Source organism: Streptomyces viridifaciens (genome assembly GCF_001888885.2).
Lineage (GTDB): Bacteria > Actinomycetota > Actinomycetes > Streptomycetales > Streptomycetaceae > Kitasatospora > Kitasatospora aureofaciens.
Window position 1 is genome coordinate 1,242,384 of sequence record NZ_CP090840.1, and the last position, 15,826, is coordinate 1,258,209.

8 protein-coding genes and 1 pseudogene are annotated in these 15,826 nt (G+C 69.3%); 4 read left to right on the top strand and 5 right to left on the bottom strand.

Features of this window, described 5'->3' with window-relative positions:
* Positions 1-14 precede the first annotated feature (14 nt).
* Positions 15-3,209 carry an NACHT domain-containing protein gene (locus tag BOQ63_RS05160; RefSeq protein ID WP_454130618.1) on the bottom strand — a complete coding sequence of 1,065 codons (3,195 nt, stop codon included), beginning with the start codon at positions 3,207-3,209 and terminating at the stop codon, positions 15-17.
* Positions 3,210-3,415: 206 nt separating this feature from the next.
* On the opposite strand from BOQ63_RS05160, the gene BOQ63_RS05165 reads away from it, so the two are divergent.
* The gene (locus BOQ63_RS05165; protein ID WP_167395656.1) at positions 3,416-3,592 is read left to right on the top strand and encodes a hypothetical protein; all 177 of its coding nucleotides are present in this window, start codon (positions 3,416-3,418) and stop codon (positions 3,590-3,592) included.
* 17 nt (positions 3,593-3,609) lie between these two features.
* On the opposite strand, the gene BOQ63_RS05170 is transcribed toward BOQ63_RS05165, so the two are convergent.
* The gene (locus tag BOQ63_RS05170; RefSeq protein WP_454130619.1) at positions 3,610-6,597 is read right to left on the bottom strand and encodes a Tn3 family transposase; all 2,988 of its coding nucleotides are present in this window, start codon (positions 6,595-6,597) and stop codon (positions 3,610-3,612) included.
* Positions 6,598-6,706: 109 nt separating this feature from the next.
* Here BOQ63_RS05170 and BOQ63_RS05175 point away from each other — a divergent pair, with 109 nt between their 5' ends.
* The 3 genes from BOQ63_RS05175 to BOQ63_RS05185 all read left to right on the top strand — a co-directional run bounded on the left by BOQ63_RS05175 (position 6,707) and on the right by BOQ63_RS05185 (position 7,951).
* Complete coding sequence (locus BOQ63_RS05175) at positions 6,707-6,985, top strand: MarR family winged helix-turn-helix transcriptional regulator (RefSeq protein ID WP_079183412.1); 279 nt, start codon at positions 6,707-6,709, stop codon at positions 6,983-6,985.
* A complete protein-coding gene (locus BOQ63_RS05180) occupies positions 6,982-7,401 on the top strand; it encodes an SRPBCC family protein (protein ID WP_079183413.1) in 420 nt (139 codons plus the stop codon). Before BOQ63_RS05175 ends, BOQ63_RS05180 begins: the two co-directional genes overlap by 4 nt.
* Before the next feature lie 115 nt (positions 7,402-7,516).
* Positions 7,517-7,951, top strand: a complete 435-nt coding sequence (locus tag BOQ63_RS05185) for a GNAT family N-acetyltransferase (protein WP_030557743.1) — start codon at positions 7,517-7,519, stop codon at positions 7,949-7,951.
* A gap of 317 nt (positions 7,952-8,268) precedes the next feature.
* Here BOQ63_RS05185 and BOQ63_RS05190 read toward each other — a convergent pair.
* From BOQ63_RS05190 to BOQ63_RS05200, 3 genes and pseudogenes are all read right to left on the bottom strand, one after another.
* A pseudogene (locus BOQ63_RS05190) lies at positions 8,269-10,256 on the bottom strand (glycosyl hydrolase family 18 protein).
* Positions 10,257-10,288: 32 nt separating this feature from the next.
* Entirely contained in the window at positions 10,289-11,803 is a 1,515-nt protein-coding gene (locus BOQ63_RS05195; RefSeq protein WP_072653530.1) for a chitinase, read from the bottom strand.
* 524 nt (positions 11,804-12,327) lie between these two features.
* Positions 12,328-15,315 (bottom strand): AfsR/SARP family transcriptional regulator, encoded by a 2,988-nt coding sequence (locus tag BOQ63_RS05200; RefSeq protein ID WP_072653531.1) that lies wholly within the window; start codon positions 15,313-15,315, stop codon positions 12,328-12,330.
* Positions 15,316-15,826 lie beyond the last annotated feature (511 nt).

A 15,826-nucleotide genomic window follows, 5' to 3' on the forward strand; every position in this document is an offset into this window, starting at 1 on the left:
CGCTGAGGGTTCCTCTAACGGACACCACCATCGTCAGGTTCCGTACCCCCGTCACCGCGGATGGCTGCCAGGATCTGGGCCGCACGCATGCGGGCGGAGCTGTCGAGGGTGATGTCATCGGCGAGCCGGGCGAGAAGTTGGGCAGCGCGGTCCTGGTGTCCGTCTACCTTGGCCAGGGCCTTGGCCGCCCATACTCGGTCCGCACCGTCGAGGCTGGTGTCGACGGCGAAGGCGATCAGCCGGTCGGCGCCCTCCTCCCGGTACTCGTCCAACTCGGTCATCTCCTTGGCCGCCCATATGCGGTCCCCACTGTCGAGGCTGATGTCGCCGGAGAGCCGGGCGAAGAGCTGGCCGGCGTGGTCCTGGTGTCCGTCTGCCTTGGCCAGGGCCTTGGCCGCCCATACGCGGGCGGAGCTGTCGAGAGTGCTGTCGTGGGCGAGCCGGGCGAGAAGTTGGGTGGCGCGGTCCGCGCACCCGTCCACCCCGGCCAGGCTCTCGGCTGCCTGTACACGGTCGACGCCGCCGAGGGTGGTGTCGTCAACGAAGGCGATCAGCCGGGCGGCGCCTTCCTCCCGGTACCCCTCCACCTTAGCCAGGCTCTCAGTCGCTGATAGGCGGTGGAAGCTGTCGAGGGTGGTGTCGTTAGCGAAGGCGATCAGCCGGGCGGCGCCCTCCTCCCGGTACCCCTCCACCACGGCCAGGCTCTCGGCCGCGAGCACACGGTCGACGCCGTCGAGGGTGGTGTCGTCGGCGAGCCGGCCAAAGAGCCGGGCAGCACGATCCCCAAACCCGTCCAGCTTCGCAAGGCATGTGGCCACCAACTCGAGCGAGTGGCTATCGAGGGTGGTGTCGTTGGCGAAGGCGATCAGCCGGTCGGCGCCCTCCTCCCGGTACCCCTCCACCACGGCCAGGAGACCGGCTGCGCGCACGCGGTCGGTACTGTCGAGGGTGGTGTCGTTGGCGAGGGCGATCAGCCGGTCGGCACCATCCTTCTGGCACCCGTCCACTTGAGCCAGGGCACCAGCTGCCTGTACACGGTCGATGTTGCTGAGTGTGTTGTTCTTCGTGAAGGCGATCAGTCGGCTCACACCCTCCTTCCGGTGCCCGTCCACGTTGGCCAGGCACAGGGCCGCCATTACGCGAGAAGAACCGAAGAGGAAGTCGAGGGCGGCTCCGAGGGTGGTGTCGTCGGCGAGCCGGGCGAGGAGTCGGGCAGCACGGTCCCGCTGCCCGTCGATCTTGGCCAGACGCTCGGCCGCCGAGACGCGGTAGTTGCCGTGGAGGGTCTTGTTCTGGGCGAAACGCGTGAGTTGTCTTGCGGTGGGGGCAGGGAGGAGGTTGGTCCTCAAGTCCACTTGATCCAGCAGGAAGCGGAGGGCGTGGTCTCCCGCCTCGCGGGTGAGCTCGTCGATCCTGTCGACGGTCTCGGTGGCGATGCCGTCGTCGGTGGCGAGAAGGCCGTCGAGAAGGAACCCTAGGTAGGACGGTTCGGTGGCTGGAGTGCGGGGCTTTCGTCCGGGCGGGAAGAGCTCGTCGAGGAGTTTGGCACGGGCGTGTGCGTCGCGGGTGGCGTGCCGGGCGGCGTGGAATTCGAGGAAGGTTCGATGAGGGAACTCCAGGCCGTTCGCGCGGTGGACGAGCAGACCGGTGTGCAGGAGAAGGTCATCCAAGAAGGCCTCCCACAGCGCCTGGCGGACCTTGGAGGGGCGTCGGACGGCCTCGTGCGCTGACAGCGCCTCGGCCGCGGGGGCCAGAGTGCCTGTGAGCCATTGGTGTGCCAGGTAGTCGATTAGCTTGGGCAGCTGTTTGTGGACCTGCCTCGCGGCAGCTTCTGCCTCCTCGCCCGCCAGCGGACTCTGGACGTGCTCCACGAGGCGCGCGAGCGCTTCTTCATGGCTCTTCGCGACCTTCTTCGGCTTGTTGTTCTCGTAGAGGAGGTCGGTGAATTCCTCGTACACCGCCGTGCGAGCGTTGGGGAGCGGGCGTTCGGGTCTCTCAAGGTGGAGCTGGCAGAGCATGAGCGCCATCAAAGGTGTGCGGGCCAGCTCGATCAGGGAGGCGGCGCGGAGCGCGTCGGTGAACTGACGGGCACGGCGGGCGGCTTCCTGCGGCCACCGGGTGCTGAAGTGCTTCTCGGCGTAGTTATGCAGGTCATCGACGGTGAAGGGCTGCAGCTCGTAGCGGGGCGCCGTGCCACCGAGGACATCGACTTCGTTCTCGTTCAGGGGGCGGGTTGCCACGACGCACCGGTACAGCGGCGGGTCTGCCGCAGCGGCGGCGTTGGCCAGCTTCTCGAGCACGGCGCGGCGCTCGTCCGCGTTGGGGAGCTCGTCCAGGCCGTCGACGAGCAACTGCCAGTGCGTCCCGGGGCACGGCTTTTGAAGGAAGCGGGCCGGGGTGAGTCCCGGCCCGTACCGGGCGAGCTTTCCGGTAGCGGCGGCGAGCGCATCGGCCACCTGCGTCTCCTCGCCGGCGAGGAGACGCGCGTTTACCAACACCGGGACTGCTGGCAAAGACCTCCCCACAGCCTTCGGGTTGTCGAGCCACCGATGGGCCGCATCACGCAGCCAGGCGCGCAGCAGTGTGGACTTGCCGCTTCCCGGGCCGGAGATGACCACGCACACTGGATCGGACTTCCGGAACACCGCGCCGGGTTTCGCCGCAGCAGCAAGCCCGTTTCCCGTAGGGGCGGCATCGTCGCCGCCGGGACCGGCGTGCTCATCCAAGGCCGGCATCGGGCGGATCCCCTGATCCACATAGACGTGGGCCAAGGAGGGTAGACTCGTGCGGCCGAGATATGGATCTTGCTGCTCTGCGAACTTGCGGGCGGCTTCGAGATAACCGAGCACGTCGTCGTCCAAGCCGGTCTTGCGCTGAGCCTCCCGGCAGAGGTTCGCCCAGTGCGCGCGGAGTCTCGACCGCTCGGACGGCCTTGTGAGCTGCCCGGTCCAGTCCAGCATCACCTCCACCACGTCCCACAGATCGTCGACGTCATTCGGCACGCTGAGCTTCTTCGAGCTACTCCCTCTCTGCCGGGGGAACCAGCCGTTGACCCTCGACGTGCTCAGGGGGCCGCGCTCGACCTTGTGCCGACGGATGTTGGCCTCGACGACCACGGCCTTTTGGTCCTTGCCCCTCTCGAGCAGCTTGGCCTGGAGCAGGTTGAGTTGTTCCGCCAGAGCCTCAGGTCCTGTCAGCTCATCCGTCACGCTGGCTTCCTCTCTCTTCTTGCTCGGGCGCTGCTTGCGATCCGGTGCGATCCGGCAGACCTCCACCGGCCGCGCCGTGGCCTGGGGTTTTGTGGCCGGAAATCCGGCGGTCCGGAATCCATGGCCGCGCCCTTGAAGGTCCCGCGATCGTTCTCGTGGCCGCTCCGTCCGGGCTGCCGAGGCCACTTGGGGAAGGACCGACAAACATGAACATCGCCGCCTGGGCCGCCGCGCTGGTGCCCGTCGCCGTCATGCTGCTTGCGGCCGCTGCTGCCGTAACGATCGTGATGGTCGCGCTCAAGGGCACGGCCCCGCGCGACCGCGCCACGGTGCTGAAGGCCGTGGCCGAGGTGATCCGCGCGGTACGCGGGAGCCGTAAGTGACGGGCCGCCATCCCAGTTCACCCGGCCTGTACCGGCACTGGGGCAGAGCCCAGAGCAAGCCGCGTGGCGAGGTCGAGGCGGACCTCACCGTAGGGCCGCACATGGGACCAGAACAGCGGGGTGAGGCCCCGGCGGTCAGCCGGGCCGAGCAACTCGGCCCAGGCCGGCTCGGCCAGGACGTCCTGGAGCATCAACGTGTTGACGTACACCAGGGACGCCTGGAGGATCCGCAGGCACAGCGCGGCCATCTCGACCTCTTCGCGGCGGTTGGTCGAGATCTCGCCGCCCTTTCCGTAGTAGATCACCGCGTTCGCCCGGTTCCAGGCCTCCACCACGTTCAGGCCCTCCTCGATCTCGCGCTGCAGGGCGCGGTCGCGCAGGTAGCGGGCGACGAAGATGGTCTTCTGGGCGCGTCCGATCTCCAGCATGGCCTGGTAGGCGGGGTGGGAGGCTGCCCGGGTGAAGCGGGAGAGGATCGCCTCGGTGGAGGCGGTGCCGGTGCGGATCGCGGTGGCGTACTTGATGACCTGGTCGTAGTTGGCGTCGATGACGTCCCAACGGATCGGGCGGGTGAGGGCGGCCTGGAGGTTCGGGTAGGCGCCCGGCTCGCTGGCGACGGGCCGGTAGAGCTTCACCCGGTTGATCTGCTTGATGCGCGGCAGCAAGTCGACGTTCAGCAGCCTGGTCACCGCGAACCCGATCTCGGACTGGCCATGGCTGTCGACGTAGTTGCCCTCCACGCTCATCGTGGTGCCGTGCCGGATCGCGCCCTCGACCATCGCCGCGACCTCCGACGCGGAGGCCCGCAGCGTCTGGGAGTGCACCACCACCGAGCCACGCTCGACGTGCCAGTACACCAGCACACCGCGCCCGCCGTAGCGCGAGTGCCACTCGGTGAACAGGTTCTGGTCCCAGGAGCGAAAGTGCGTGGAGTCCGAGGCCACCGCGGTCGACCCGGCGCCCCACAGGTCACTGTCTCGGGCGGCGAAGGTGGCGTTGGCGATCTCGACGGCGATCTGCCGGGCCGCCTCCAAGGTCAGGTAACGGCGCCGGGTGTAGCGGATCTCCTCCTCGCTGTGGCCGTGCGCGCCGCCGGCCACCGACCGGATTCCCGTGTTCGTCCCATAGGCGTGGATCGCCAGCATCAGCCGCTCGGCCAGTACCTCCTCCGGCAGGTTCCCGCTGCCCGCCACCGAGGTGACCGCCTTGAGGCAGCCGGTCCGCAGGATCGCCTCCTTGAGCATGTCGATCAGCGGGACGGCGGTCCAGCGGCGGCCGACCTCGGCCTTGATCCGGCGCAGGTTGCGCGGCTCCTCCTGGGCCTCCGGGGCGGTGAACTTGATCGACCCCGACGCCCGTTCCTTGATCTCCACCCAGTCCAGGCCAGGCAGGGCCACATCCAGCGTGGTCAGGGCCTCGGTCATCTCCCGCCGCAGCTGGCCGATGAACTCACCCGCGTCCAACGGCTTGCGCAGCTCCCGGTAGTGCTCGACACGGCGGGCCTCGAAGTCGCTGGGCAGGTCCTCGTCCGGGTTGCGCCACCGGCCGGCACCGACCACCCACACCTTCTTGCAGCGCAGTTGCTCGCGCAGGGCCTGGAAGGTGGCGACCTCGTAGATCATCCGTACCACCCGGCGCCGACCCCGCTTGTCGGCCCGGTAGACCAGTTCGGCCCACTGCCCCTTGGTGCCCCGGTGCTCGGGGGCTGTCTCGCCGAGCGGGTAGTAGGTGGTGTTCCCAGCCTTCGCGTACCGGGCCACCAGGTCGAGCGCGTCGATCACCGGCCGGTAGGCGGTGTTGTTCGAGCGGAACTCCAGCACGCCCAGCAGCTCGATCAGACCCTTGCGGTAGTGGTTGGTGTAGGACGCCTTCAGCGTCGTCTGCACCGTGCGCCGGTACACCGGCCCCTTCGTCCGGTACTCGTGCACCAGCTCCTTGAGCGTCTGCTCGCCCCCGCGCACGGCCGGGAAGACCACCTCGCGGACCTCGCCGCCCGGCTCCGCCAGCGACGCCTCGGCGATCTGGAACAGCAGGTTCTCCTTGCCCGACACCCGCTTGAAGGCGTTGATCAGCTCGTTGGTCACCTTCTGCTCCGCGCGGGCGCCGATCCGGTGCACCGTGGCGATCAACAGGTCCACCAGGCAGTCCGTCACCTCGCGCTCCCGCTCCACCAGCAGCGCGGCCAGCAGCGTCAGCGCGGACTCCGGCGAGCGCCGCCGCAGGTGGGAAGGGGACTCGACCACCGCCCGCTGCCGCCAGGACGCGAAAACCTTCGGCGCCACGTCCACGAACAGCCCGGACGGCAGGCCGATCGCCCGGATCGCCCTCAGCTTGCGGATCTCCTGCAGCATCGACTCCAGGCTCACGTTGCCCGGCATCGCCTTCACCAGAGCCAGGACCGACTCCCCGTCCTGATCGTCCCCCTCGGTGCCCTCGGTCGCGTCCGGGGCGGTAGCCACCAGGGCGAGCACCTTCTCCCGCGCCTCAGCCGGCAGCCGGGCCGCCACCGTCGTGAACCAGGTCTCCTCGGCGGTATGCAGCGCGGAGCGGACCATCCGTGTGATCCGCTCCGGCGCCGGCGGCTCGATGAACTCCTCCCGGCACAGCTTCAGCAGCTCCTCGCGTACCCGATCCGCGTTCCGCTCGGCGTGCGCGACGTTCGACGCCAGCCAGGCCGTCAGCTTCTCGGCGTCCTGCACGGAGCACGCCCGAAAGCCAAGGTGCTCGCGGATCTGCGACCGGTGGTACTCGATCGTGCTGCCAGACCACTGGTAGGAGTCGAAGTCGGCGGCCGACACCCGCATCTGCCGGGCGACGAAGCCCACCACCTCATCCGGGAAGTCCACCCGGCCTCTGGGGAACCGGCCGTGCCGGGTGTAGAACTTCAGCAACAGCGCGAAGCCCAGGCGCGTTCCGCCCCGCTTCCCCGCCACGAGCTCCAGCTCGTCATCGAGCACCGTCCAGTGCTCCACCAACTCGTCCATACCGACCGGCTGCCGCCCCATGGCCCCGCATCATGCCGGACAGGCCCAGGTCAGGGCGGCCGAACGGTCAAAGATCACCCGCGTTTGGGGCTGGTGACACGTTCGTTAACGGCACCCCCGCTACCTCGACATCGACGTCGGCGCGGTCTCCCGCCTGGTCGACCGCCTGGTGGCCAAGGGCCTGATGGCCCGCGAAAGCGACCCCAACTCCCGGCGCATCCTGCGCCTGACCCTCACCGACGCCGGCCTCGACCTCACGCCGCGCCTGGCGGAGATCGCCGACCGCAACGACGCCCACTTCTTCGCCCACCTCGACCCGACCCGGCGCCTCCAACTGGAGGACTGGATCCGCCGCCTGGTCGGCGACACCCACCCCGAAACCCCTGCCTCCGGAAGGGCCCCGTCATGAACGCCACTCCGGCCACGGCCCGTTCGATGACCAAGGCCGTGAGCATCCGGCGCCCCGTCGCCGAGGTCTTCGCCTTCCTTGCTGATCCCGCGAACTGGCCCGCTTGGGCCGTTGTCAACGTCAAGGCCGTGGAGCCCACCGACGACCCCGACTGGTGGCTGATGACCACTCCGCGCGGCCCCGCCAGGCTCCGTATCCGCGGCAACGCCGAACTCGGCATCCTCGACCATGACTACGTCGAGGACCAGGCGTCCTGGCAGGCCCCCGCCCGCGTCGTCGCCAACGGCACGGGCGCCGAATTCGTGATCACCTTCTTCCAGCCGCCCACCTTCACCGACGCCTTCTTCGACGAGCAGATCGCTCTCGTCGACACCGAACTGGCCACCCTCAAGCGCATCCTGGAAACCGGTGCGTGAGCCTGTCCCGAAGTCGGAAGGTCCGGGCCGGTTGAAGACCTGAAGGAGGCGCACGGCTTGGACTTTCAAAGTATTTGCTTTGAAAACCCAAGTGGTGGCGTTATGCTGACATGCCGTGATCACTCACAGGGACGACGGATACGAACTCTCAGTGGACCCGGACCGCCTCGATGTCGTTCTGGTCCACCACTGGCTCTCGACCGACGCGTTCTGGGCGCTGGGCCGTAGCCGGGAGACGGTCGAGCAATCCGTGCGCGCTTCACTGAACTTCGCCGTCTACGAGACAGCCGGTGGCGCTCAGGTCGCTTACGCCCGTGTCGTCACGGACTGGACGACGTTCGCTTGGCTGTGCGATGTCTACGTGGCGCCGGCACACCGCGGCAAGGGCCTCGGCACCTGGATGGCCGGCGCTGTTCGTGACCACCTTGCCCCTTACAGACTCAAACGAGTCCTGCTCACCACACTCGACGCGCACCACGTCTACGCGAAGGCCGGCTTCGAACCGTTCCCGAACCCTGAACGCCTGATGATCCTGAACCCGGCACCATGACGGAACCAGCTGGCCTCAGGCCGCCCGACCGCTGGTCACCCATGGTCACCGGACCCCCGGTCAGACCCGCCCCTGGCTGGACCTCGCGGCCTGATCGGCCAGTGCGCGGCCGACGGGCGCAAAAGCGTGGGAATCCGTCGGCCGCGCTGCGCGCCCGAGCAGCGGCCGACACACAAGAGCAGCTACTGACCTGGCTGGTCCGCCTGCCCGTCGGCGGGCTCCGCCCCCCTGACGCCGACCCGTGCTGACGCGCCCGGCCCGGTCGCCGCACGGGGGCGGTGACCGGGCCGGGGTTGGAGTGTGTGCAGCGGGGAGGGTCAGCTGATGCTCAGGTCGTCTGCATAGTACGTCCCCTGCGAGTACCAGCCGTGGACGTAGAGGGTGATGCTCGTGGTGTCGGCGCCGGTGGTGAACGGGACGGTGAGCTGCTGCCAGCCCCCGTTGGTGGAGGCCCAGGTGGAGGCGTCGGTGCTACCAGTCCCGCTGACGCCGAGGTAGGCGTAGCTGCCGTTGACCCAGCCGGACAGCTTGTACGACGTGTTGGGCCTGACCGTGACGGTCTGTTGGCATTGCGCGGTATCACTGCCGCTCGGCGTCGCGGACAGCGCGTACGAGCCGCTGTGCACGGTCGTCCCCTGGACGGACCCGGTACCGGCAGAGCAGGTCCACGGAGAGAGGGAGCCGGATTCGAAGCCGCCGTTGCCCACGGCGGTGCCGGATCCCGTCGCGGTGGGACTCGGGGTGGGCGAGGAGGACGGCGAGGACGACGGCGAGGACGACGGGGAGCTGGACGGGGAACCGGACTGGGAACCCGTCGGTGAGGGAGAAGGCGCCGGGCAGCTCCCGGCCGAGCCGTTGGTGTCGTTGACCGCCGCGTTGAAGAGCGTGGTCGCCGGGTCCAGGTCGTAGAGCGAGAACATCATCGTCCCGCCGAGGCCGTTGCAGTGCAGGTAGTCGGCCTTGGCCTGGATGGACTGGGCGCTCTCGCCGCTCCAGAAGTTGCTGCCGTCGTAGAAGTACGACGCTTTCGCGGTGTCGTCCCAGAAGGTGTCGGCGGAGTTGTCGACGACCCCGGAGAGCTCCTTGTACATCCGGATGCCTGCCACGTTGCCGGAGTCGGCCGCGCCGGGGGCGGGGCCGGTCGCGTTCTGGAACAGCCCGTGGTCGCTCCCGGCCGGCACGCCGGTCCAACCGCGGTAGTAGAACGGTATGCCCATGTTCAGCTTCTTCGCGGGGAAGCCGCCGGGGATGCCGTACTGCGAGTCGCCGGCCGTGAACGCCTTGATCGTCTCGTCCACCGAGTACTTGGCGGTGCCCGGTTTGACCGGGGCCATCGGATCGTTCGGCCCCGAGTACAGCGGGGACTGATGGTTGGTCGGGCCGCTGGGCTCCCAACCGCCGTGCATGTCATAGGTCATGGGGTCGCCGAAGGTGAGGTACTGGCCGATCTTGTCGGTTTCGACGTTAGCGATCTTGTCCTGACCGGCCGGCAGCGCCGCGGTGAGGGCGTAGGTCTTCCCGTCACTCGAACCCTGGGCGTCGAGTTCGGAGCGGAACTCCCCGAGCAGTGCCGTGTAGTTCTGCTTGTCGGAGGCACTGGCGTGGTTGCCGGTGTGACCGCCGCCGCCCGGGTACTCCCAGTCGATGTCGAAGCCGTCGAAGATGCCCTTCGCGGTGCCCGGGCCGCCGTAGCCGCCCTGGGAGGGCAGGTCGCCCTTGATGAACATGTCGATGCAGGAGGAGACCAGCTTCTTGCGCGCGAGGCGTCGGTGCCCGCGGCGTCCGAGAAGTACTTGGAGTAGGTCCAGCCACCGATCGACAGCAGCACCTTGAGGTTCGGGTACTTCTTCTTGAGCTCCTGCAACTGGTGGAAGTTGCCGACGACCGGCAGGGTGGAGGTGTCGGCGGTGCCGTCGACGCTGATGGCCGAGCCGAAGGACTTCTGGTAGTCAGCGAAGGCATCGCCCGCGCCGTCGCCCGCGTTGGGGTTGCTCTCGTCCTGCGAGGCGGCCGAGTTGGCCTCGAAGCAGGTGAGGTTGGTCGGGTCGATGTTCTCGAAGTCGTAGATCAGGTAGTCGAGCTTGCCCGCGATGCCCTCGGTGTCGACGTTCTTGGGGTAGAAGGCGTTCTGGTAGATCGACCACTGGTCGAAGTAGGCGACCTTCGTGCCGCCGCTGGTGGCCGGGGCGCCGGTGGTGTTGGTCGAGCTGGCGGAAGCGTGGGGGGTGCCGAACAGGGTGGCCGACAGGCTGAGCAGTACCGCTGCCGCCGATGCCGTCCAGGCCAGGCGTTTCGCACCGTGCATGGGGAATCTCCTCCCGTGGTGAGGGCAGGCTGCTAGGCCAGCGAGTGGACGTGGTTGCCGACCGTGTTGGCGATCCCGCCGCCGTTCTTGGCGTCCCAGTTGGTCGACCAGGTCATGGCGCCGCCGATACCGGGCCAGGTGCTGTCGGGCTTGAAGGAGCCGCAGTTGGTCCCGGAGGCCAGGCAGTCCAGCGCATTGTCGACCACGCTCGGGTCGACGTAGCCGCTCCCGGCCGCGCTGGTCGAGGCGGGGATGCCAAGACCGACCTGGCTGGGATTCAGGCCGCCCTTGAGCTGGATGCAGGCCAGGGCGGTGAGGAAGTCCTCGGTGCCCTCCGAGTAGACCTTGCCGTCGCAGCCGTTCATAGAACCCGAGTTGTAGTACTGCATGTTGACGATGGTGAGGATGTCCTTCACGTTCAGCGCCAGCTTGAAGTACTCGTTGCCGGTCGACTGCATGTCGATGGTCTGCGGCGCCATGGTGAGGACGAAGCCGCTGCCCACCTTGCCGGCCAGCGTGTGCAGACCCTGCGCCAGGTAGGTCGCGTTGAGTCCGTTCTCGAAGTCGATGTCGACGCCGTCGAAGCCGTACTGCTGGATCAACGAGTAGGCGCTGTCGGCGAAGTTGGTGGCGGAGGCGGAGTCGTTGACCGTGATGGTGCCGTTCTGGCCGCCGATCGAGAGGATCACCTTCTTGCCGGCCTGGTGCTTGGCGGCTATGTCGGCCTTGAACTGGGCGTCGGTGTAGCCGCCGAGCTTGCTCGCAAGGGTGCTGTCCAGCGTGAAGCCGATGCCGCCGGGCGTAGAAGTGGCGTCGGCGAAGGAGACAGCGATGATGTCGTACGCGTTGGGGACATCGCTGATCTTCTGGTCGGTGGCGCCGTTGTCGAAGTCCTGCCAGTAGCCGGTCAGCACGTGCTTGGGCAGACCGCCTCCCCCGCCGCCGCCGGTGGGGGTCGGCGACGGTGAGGAACTCGGCGAGGTGCTGGACGAGGAACTCGCGCTGGAACTCGGGGTGGGCCCGGCCGCACCGGTCAGCACGATGTCGTCGGCGCCGTAGGCGCCCTGCCCGTACCAGCCGTGGGTGTAGATGGTGACGCTGGTGGTCGACGCTCCGGTGGTGAAGGACGTGCTGAGCTGGTTCCAGGCGGAGTTGCTGGACCAGGTGCTGGGATCGGTCCCGCCGGTGCCGCTGGCACCGAGGTAGACGTAGGACCCCTGCACCCAGGCGCTGAGCGTGTACGACGAGTTGGGCTGCACGCTGACGGTCTGGGCGCACTGTGCCGTGTCGTTGCCGGTGGGCGTGGCCTGCAGCGCGTAGGAGCCCGTGTGGACCGGGCTGGTCACCACGGCGGCCGTGCCCGGCGAGCAGGACCAGTTGGACAGGTCGCCGCGCTCGAAGCCGCCGTTGGTGACCAGGTTGGCGGCGGCGGCCTGCGCTCCGGAGTCGAGGGTGGCCAGGCCGGCGCAGCCGAGGCCGACAGCGGCGGCAATGGCCACCAGGGACCGGGCGGCGCCAGGGCGCCGCCGGTGGCGTGTGTGTTCCATGGATGCTCTCCAAGGGGGCCGGGCGGCGCCCCGTCGTTGGGTGGGGAGCGCCGCAGGGCGGTGGGGGATCGATCGCCGAGGGCGGTCGGGCAGTGGAAGGGGCGGTGCGGTGGGGGAGCGCCGCCCGGGTCAGGGCGCATCTGAGGCTGTGGGTTGTGCCGGGTTGGGCTTCGTTCTTCCTGCTCCGGAGCTGGGCCCCTGCGAGCCATGAACAAGGTGGTACAGACCAATCCAGCTGTCAAGCAGTGCCAGGAGCGTGGCTGAGCGGGTCAATCCGCCCTCCATTCGCCGAACCCCGCGTCGCGCGGGCGGCTGCGTCCCCGGCCACCCGGCGATCAGGCGGCCGGCGTGCGGGAAGCGCGCAGGGGACCGCCGGCACCGCAGATGAGAGCCGACCCCGATGGTGAGAAGGTCGCGGTGCGCTCGTCCGGCCGCCCGTAGAGGGGCGCCGCCTCCGGCAGAACGAAAGACCGCGGTCTGAATGCCTGACGATCCATCAGTCGTCCATTCGTGACGCACCGCCGTCAGTGCGCGACGAGACGCTTCCGGATGGCCGCGGCCTCTGAGGGGGCTGTCGCGTCCAAGGCCTCGGCCGCCGCGGACCAGCAGGCCCGTGCGCGGTCCCGCTGCCCTGACGTGTCCAGCGCGGCACCCAGCCGGGCGAAGGCCTGCCCCGTGCCGTACGGGTCCCCGAGCCGGCGGCGGATCTCCAAGCCCTGCTCGGCGCAGTCGACCGCCTGCCGGAGTTCGCCCTGCCGTCGGTACGCCTCCGCCAGGTCCAGCAGGGCCAGCGCCTCGCGGTAGAGATTGCCCTGCATCCGGGCCAGGTCGCGGCTCTCGAACTGGAGGGCGATCGCCTCGTCGAGCCGGCCCTGCTCGCAGCGGACCAGCCCGAGGATGTTCAGGGGAGCCGAAGCCAGTTCGGCCGACGCACCGGCGCGGTGGAAGGCGATGCTCTCCAGGCAGTGCGCTGATGCCTCCTCCCGGGCACCCCGTCTGAGGTGGAGCAGGCCGAGGTTGTCGAGCGTGATGGCCGCGTCGAGCTCGCTGCCCCGGGCACGCTGGACGGCGAGCGCACGCTCCAGGCAGTCCGCGGCCTCCTGATGACGGCCCGTCTCGATGTAGACGACACCCAGGTTGTTCAGCGCCCGCCCCTGCCGCAGCTCATCCCCCGTCCGTCCGAACAGCTCGACACTGAGCCGCAGTTCGGCTACGGCCTGGGCAAAACGGTGCCGAGTTGAGGCCAGGGTGCCGAGCTCCAGGTGGCCGATCGCCGCAGCGCGGGCCCAGCAGTCACTGTCGCCCGCCGCCTCAACGGTGGCGGTGGCAAGCAGCTCCCAGTCCGTCCAGTGGCCACGCCGCTGCAGGAACGCGCGTAGTCTGGTGGTGAGTTCAGCCAACTGATCGGGCCGGACCGCACCGTGACCGGCAGCCTGCAGGGCCACTGAGACGATCGCTGCCCGCTCTGACTCCAGCCAGCGCAGTGCAGCTGACGGTCCGACGAACCGCTGGAGCGCTGGGCCCGCGGCCGACGCCTCGCAACCGGCCTCCCTCTGATGGCCGGGGCGCAGCAACTCGTCCGCGTCGACCACCGCGGTCAGGTGAGCATCCACCACTCGGGCAAGTGACTGTGCAATGTCCGCAGGGGTCTCGGTGGCGCCGCTGACCTCTTGAGCGAACAACCTCAACAGATCGTGGTACCGGTAGCGGTGGGCATCCTGCGCCGCACCGTACTGCAGGAGGTGGAAGTCGCAGAGCAGCTCCAGAAGGTCCTCGGCCCGCTCCTCGGTCAGGTCGAGCGCGGCGGCTGCCGTGCCGAGCCCGAGGTCAGGCGCCGCCAGGCAGCTCAACAGGCGGAACGCGCGGGCCGCTTCGGCCCCGACCGGAGTGTGCAACAGGCTGTCGTAGCTCACCTGGAAGCTCGCGGTCACGGCCAGTCCGCCGGCCCGCAGCTCGCCCAGCCGGTGCTCCTCGCGGAGCAGCCGACCGGCGAGCCGCCGCAGCGCCCCGGCGGGACGCCCGCCGGCCCGGGCTCCGACCACGCGCAGCGCCAGCGGCAATCCCGCACAGATCTCGACCAGTCGGGTGGCGGCATCGAGGTCGGCCGCGACCGTCTCGGCTCCGACGATCTTCTCCAGCAACCGGAGCGATTCGGCGTCGTCCAAGGTCGCCAGGGACAGCGTGCGGGCGACCGGGAGGTCTGCGAGCCGGGAGCGGCTGGTGACGAGCACTGTGCAGGTCGGCGAACCGGGCAACAGCGGCTTGACCTGTGCTGCGTCACGCGCGTCGTCCAGCACGACGAGCAGCCGGCGTCCGGAGGTGACCGTGCGGTACAGAGCCGTGCGCTGTTCCAGGTTGGCCGGGATCCGCTCGGCGGGAACACCGAGGTCCGCCAGTACTCGTTCCAGCATCTCGGCAGGCGGATGCGGACGATCGCGCAGGCCGCCCATGTGCAGATGGAGCTGGCCGTCCGGGAACCCCTCGCGCAGGCGATGAGCCACGTGAACGGCAAGGGTGCTCTTCCCGACACCGCCGGGGCCGGTGATCACCACCACCGGGACAGCCGACCCGCTCTGGTGCTCCTCGGCAGCGACGGCGTCGGGCAGCGTGTCGACGACCTCGCGGACGGCTGCCACCTCTGCCGCTCTCCCGGTGAAGTCAACTATGTCCGGCGGGAGCTGGGCAGGCACGTCACGAGTCCGGATCGGTTGGACGACCGGACGCAGGTCCAGCGCCGGATCCGCGTCGAGGATCGCGCGCTGCAGCCGGCGAAGCGCCGGACTCGGCTCGATGCCGGACCGCTCGGTCAGCGTCCGCCAGGTGTCCTGGAACACCGCGAGCGCCTCGGCACTGCGCCCGGAACGGTGAAGGGCCAGCATCAGCAGCTCGCGGACGCGTTCGCGGTGCGGGTGGGCGGCGGCGAGCGCGGACAGCTCGGCCGCCACCTCCTGGTGGAGCCCCTGGTCCAGGGCGACTTCACAGCGGTCCTCCTGCGCGGCGAGTCGCAGGTCGCCCAGGCGGCGGCGGTGGACCTCGGCGTAGGCGCCGGGCAGCCCTTCCAGCGGGGTGCCGCGCCACAGTTCGAGCGCCCGGCCGAGCGCGGCGGAGCAGCCCCGCAGATCGCCCCGCTCCCGCGCGCCTCTCGCCCGGACCAGCAGCTCCTCGAACACGCGCAGGTCCAACTGCTCGCGGGCAATCATCATTCCGTACGAAGTCCCGCGCGACACCAGTTCGTTGGCAGGGGAACGGCGGGCGCGAGCCGGTTCGAGGACTTTGCGCAGCCGCGCCACGTAGGTCGCGACCAGCCCGGACGCTCCGGCCGGCGGGCGGCTCCCCCAGACCGCGTCGATGATCTCCTCGCGCGCCAGCAGGCGGTTGTCGTTGAGCAGCAGGACAGCGAGCACGGCCCGCTGCTTGGCGGGCCCGAGCTCGAGCTCGGCCTGTTGGCGATGGGCCCGCACCGGTCCGAGAAGCCGGTACCGCACCAGCGCTTCGCCGCCTGTCCCAACCATCCTGCACTCCTCACCGGCCGGGTGTGAGGGGAAGCGTAGGGGATGGCTGGCGGACACCCCAACCTATCCGCCGGCTCGCAACGGCACCGCCACCCCGCGGTACCGGGATCCTGTGGCCGAGCCTTGCTGGTTCCTGCTGGGCAGTCAGTGGGCCTGGGCAGCGACGCCCATGTCGGGCGGCGGGACGCATGACGCGCGCAGATTCCCCTGACGCTCGTGAGAGACGGCTCGGGTGGGGTCCGTGTGCCCACGGAACGGCGGTAGTGTCCATGCCGCCGTCACGGCCTGGGAATCGTTACATCACTCGCCTGGGCCCCTTCCTGCGAGGGCACCTGGCGCGCCTGGAGCGGTGTATGACCCGCGCCCTGGAGAACGCCGTCCGCCGGGGCGAGGTCAGGGCTTCGCCGGATGCGGAGGGTGTCGCCAAATTGCTGGTTGCGGCGAGCTGCTGGGCAAGTGCCGGGACTTCCTGGCGGAGATCGAGGCGGAGACCGCCGGTGAGCACTTCACC

Bases quoted from the DNA above. Each gene is read 5' to 3' on its own strand.
- BOQ63_RS05165 (WP_167395656.1), top strand. From the start codon at position 3,416: ATGAACATCGCCGCCTGGGCCGCCGCGCTGGTGCCCGTCGCCGTCATG.
- BOQ63_RS05170 (WP_454130619.1), bottom strand. From the start codon at position 6,597: ATGGGGCGGCAGCCGGTCGGTATGGACGAGTTGGTGGAGCACTGGACG.
- BOQ63_RS05180 (WP_079183413.1), top strand. From the start codon at position 6,982: ATGAACGCCACTCCGGCCACGGCCCGTTCGATGACCAAGGCCGTGAGC.
- BOQ63_RS05195 (WP_072653530.1), bottom strand. From the start codon at position 11,803: ATGGAACACACACGCCACCGGCGGCGCCCTGGCGCCGCCCGGTCCCTG.
- BOQ63_RS05200 (WP_072653531.1), bottom strand. From the start codon at position 15,315: ATGGTTGGGACAGGCGGCGAAGCGCTGGTGCGGTACCGGCTTCTCGGA.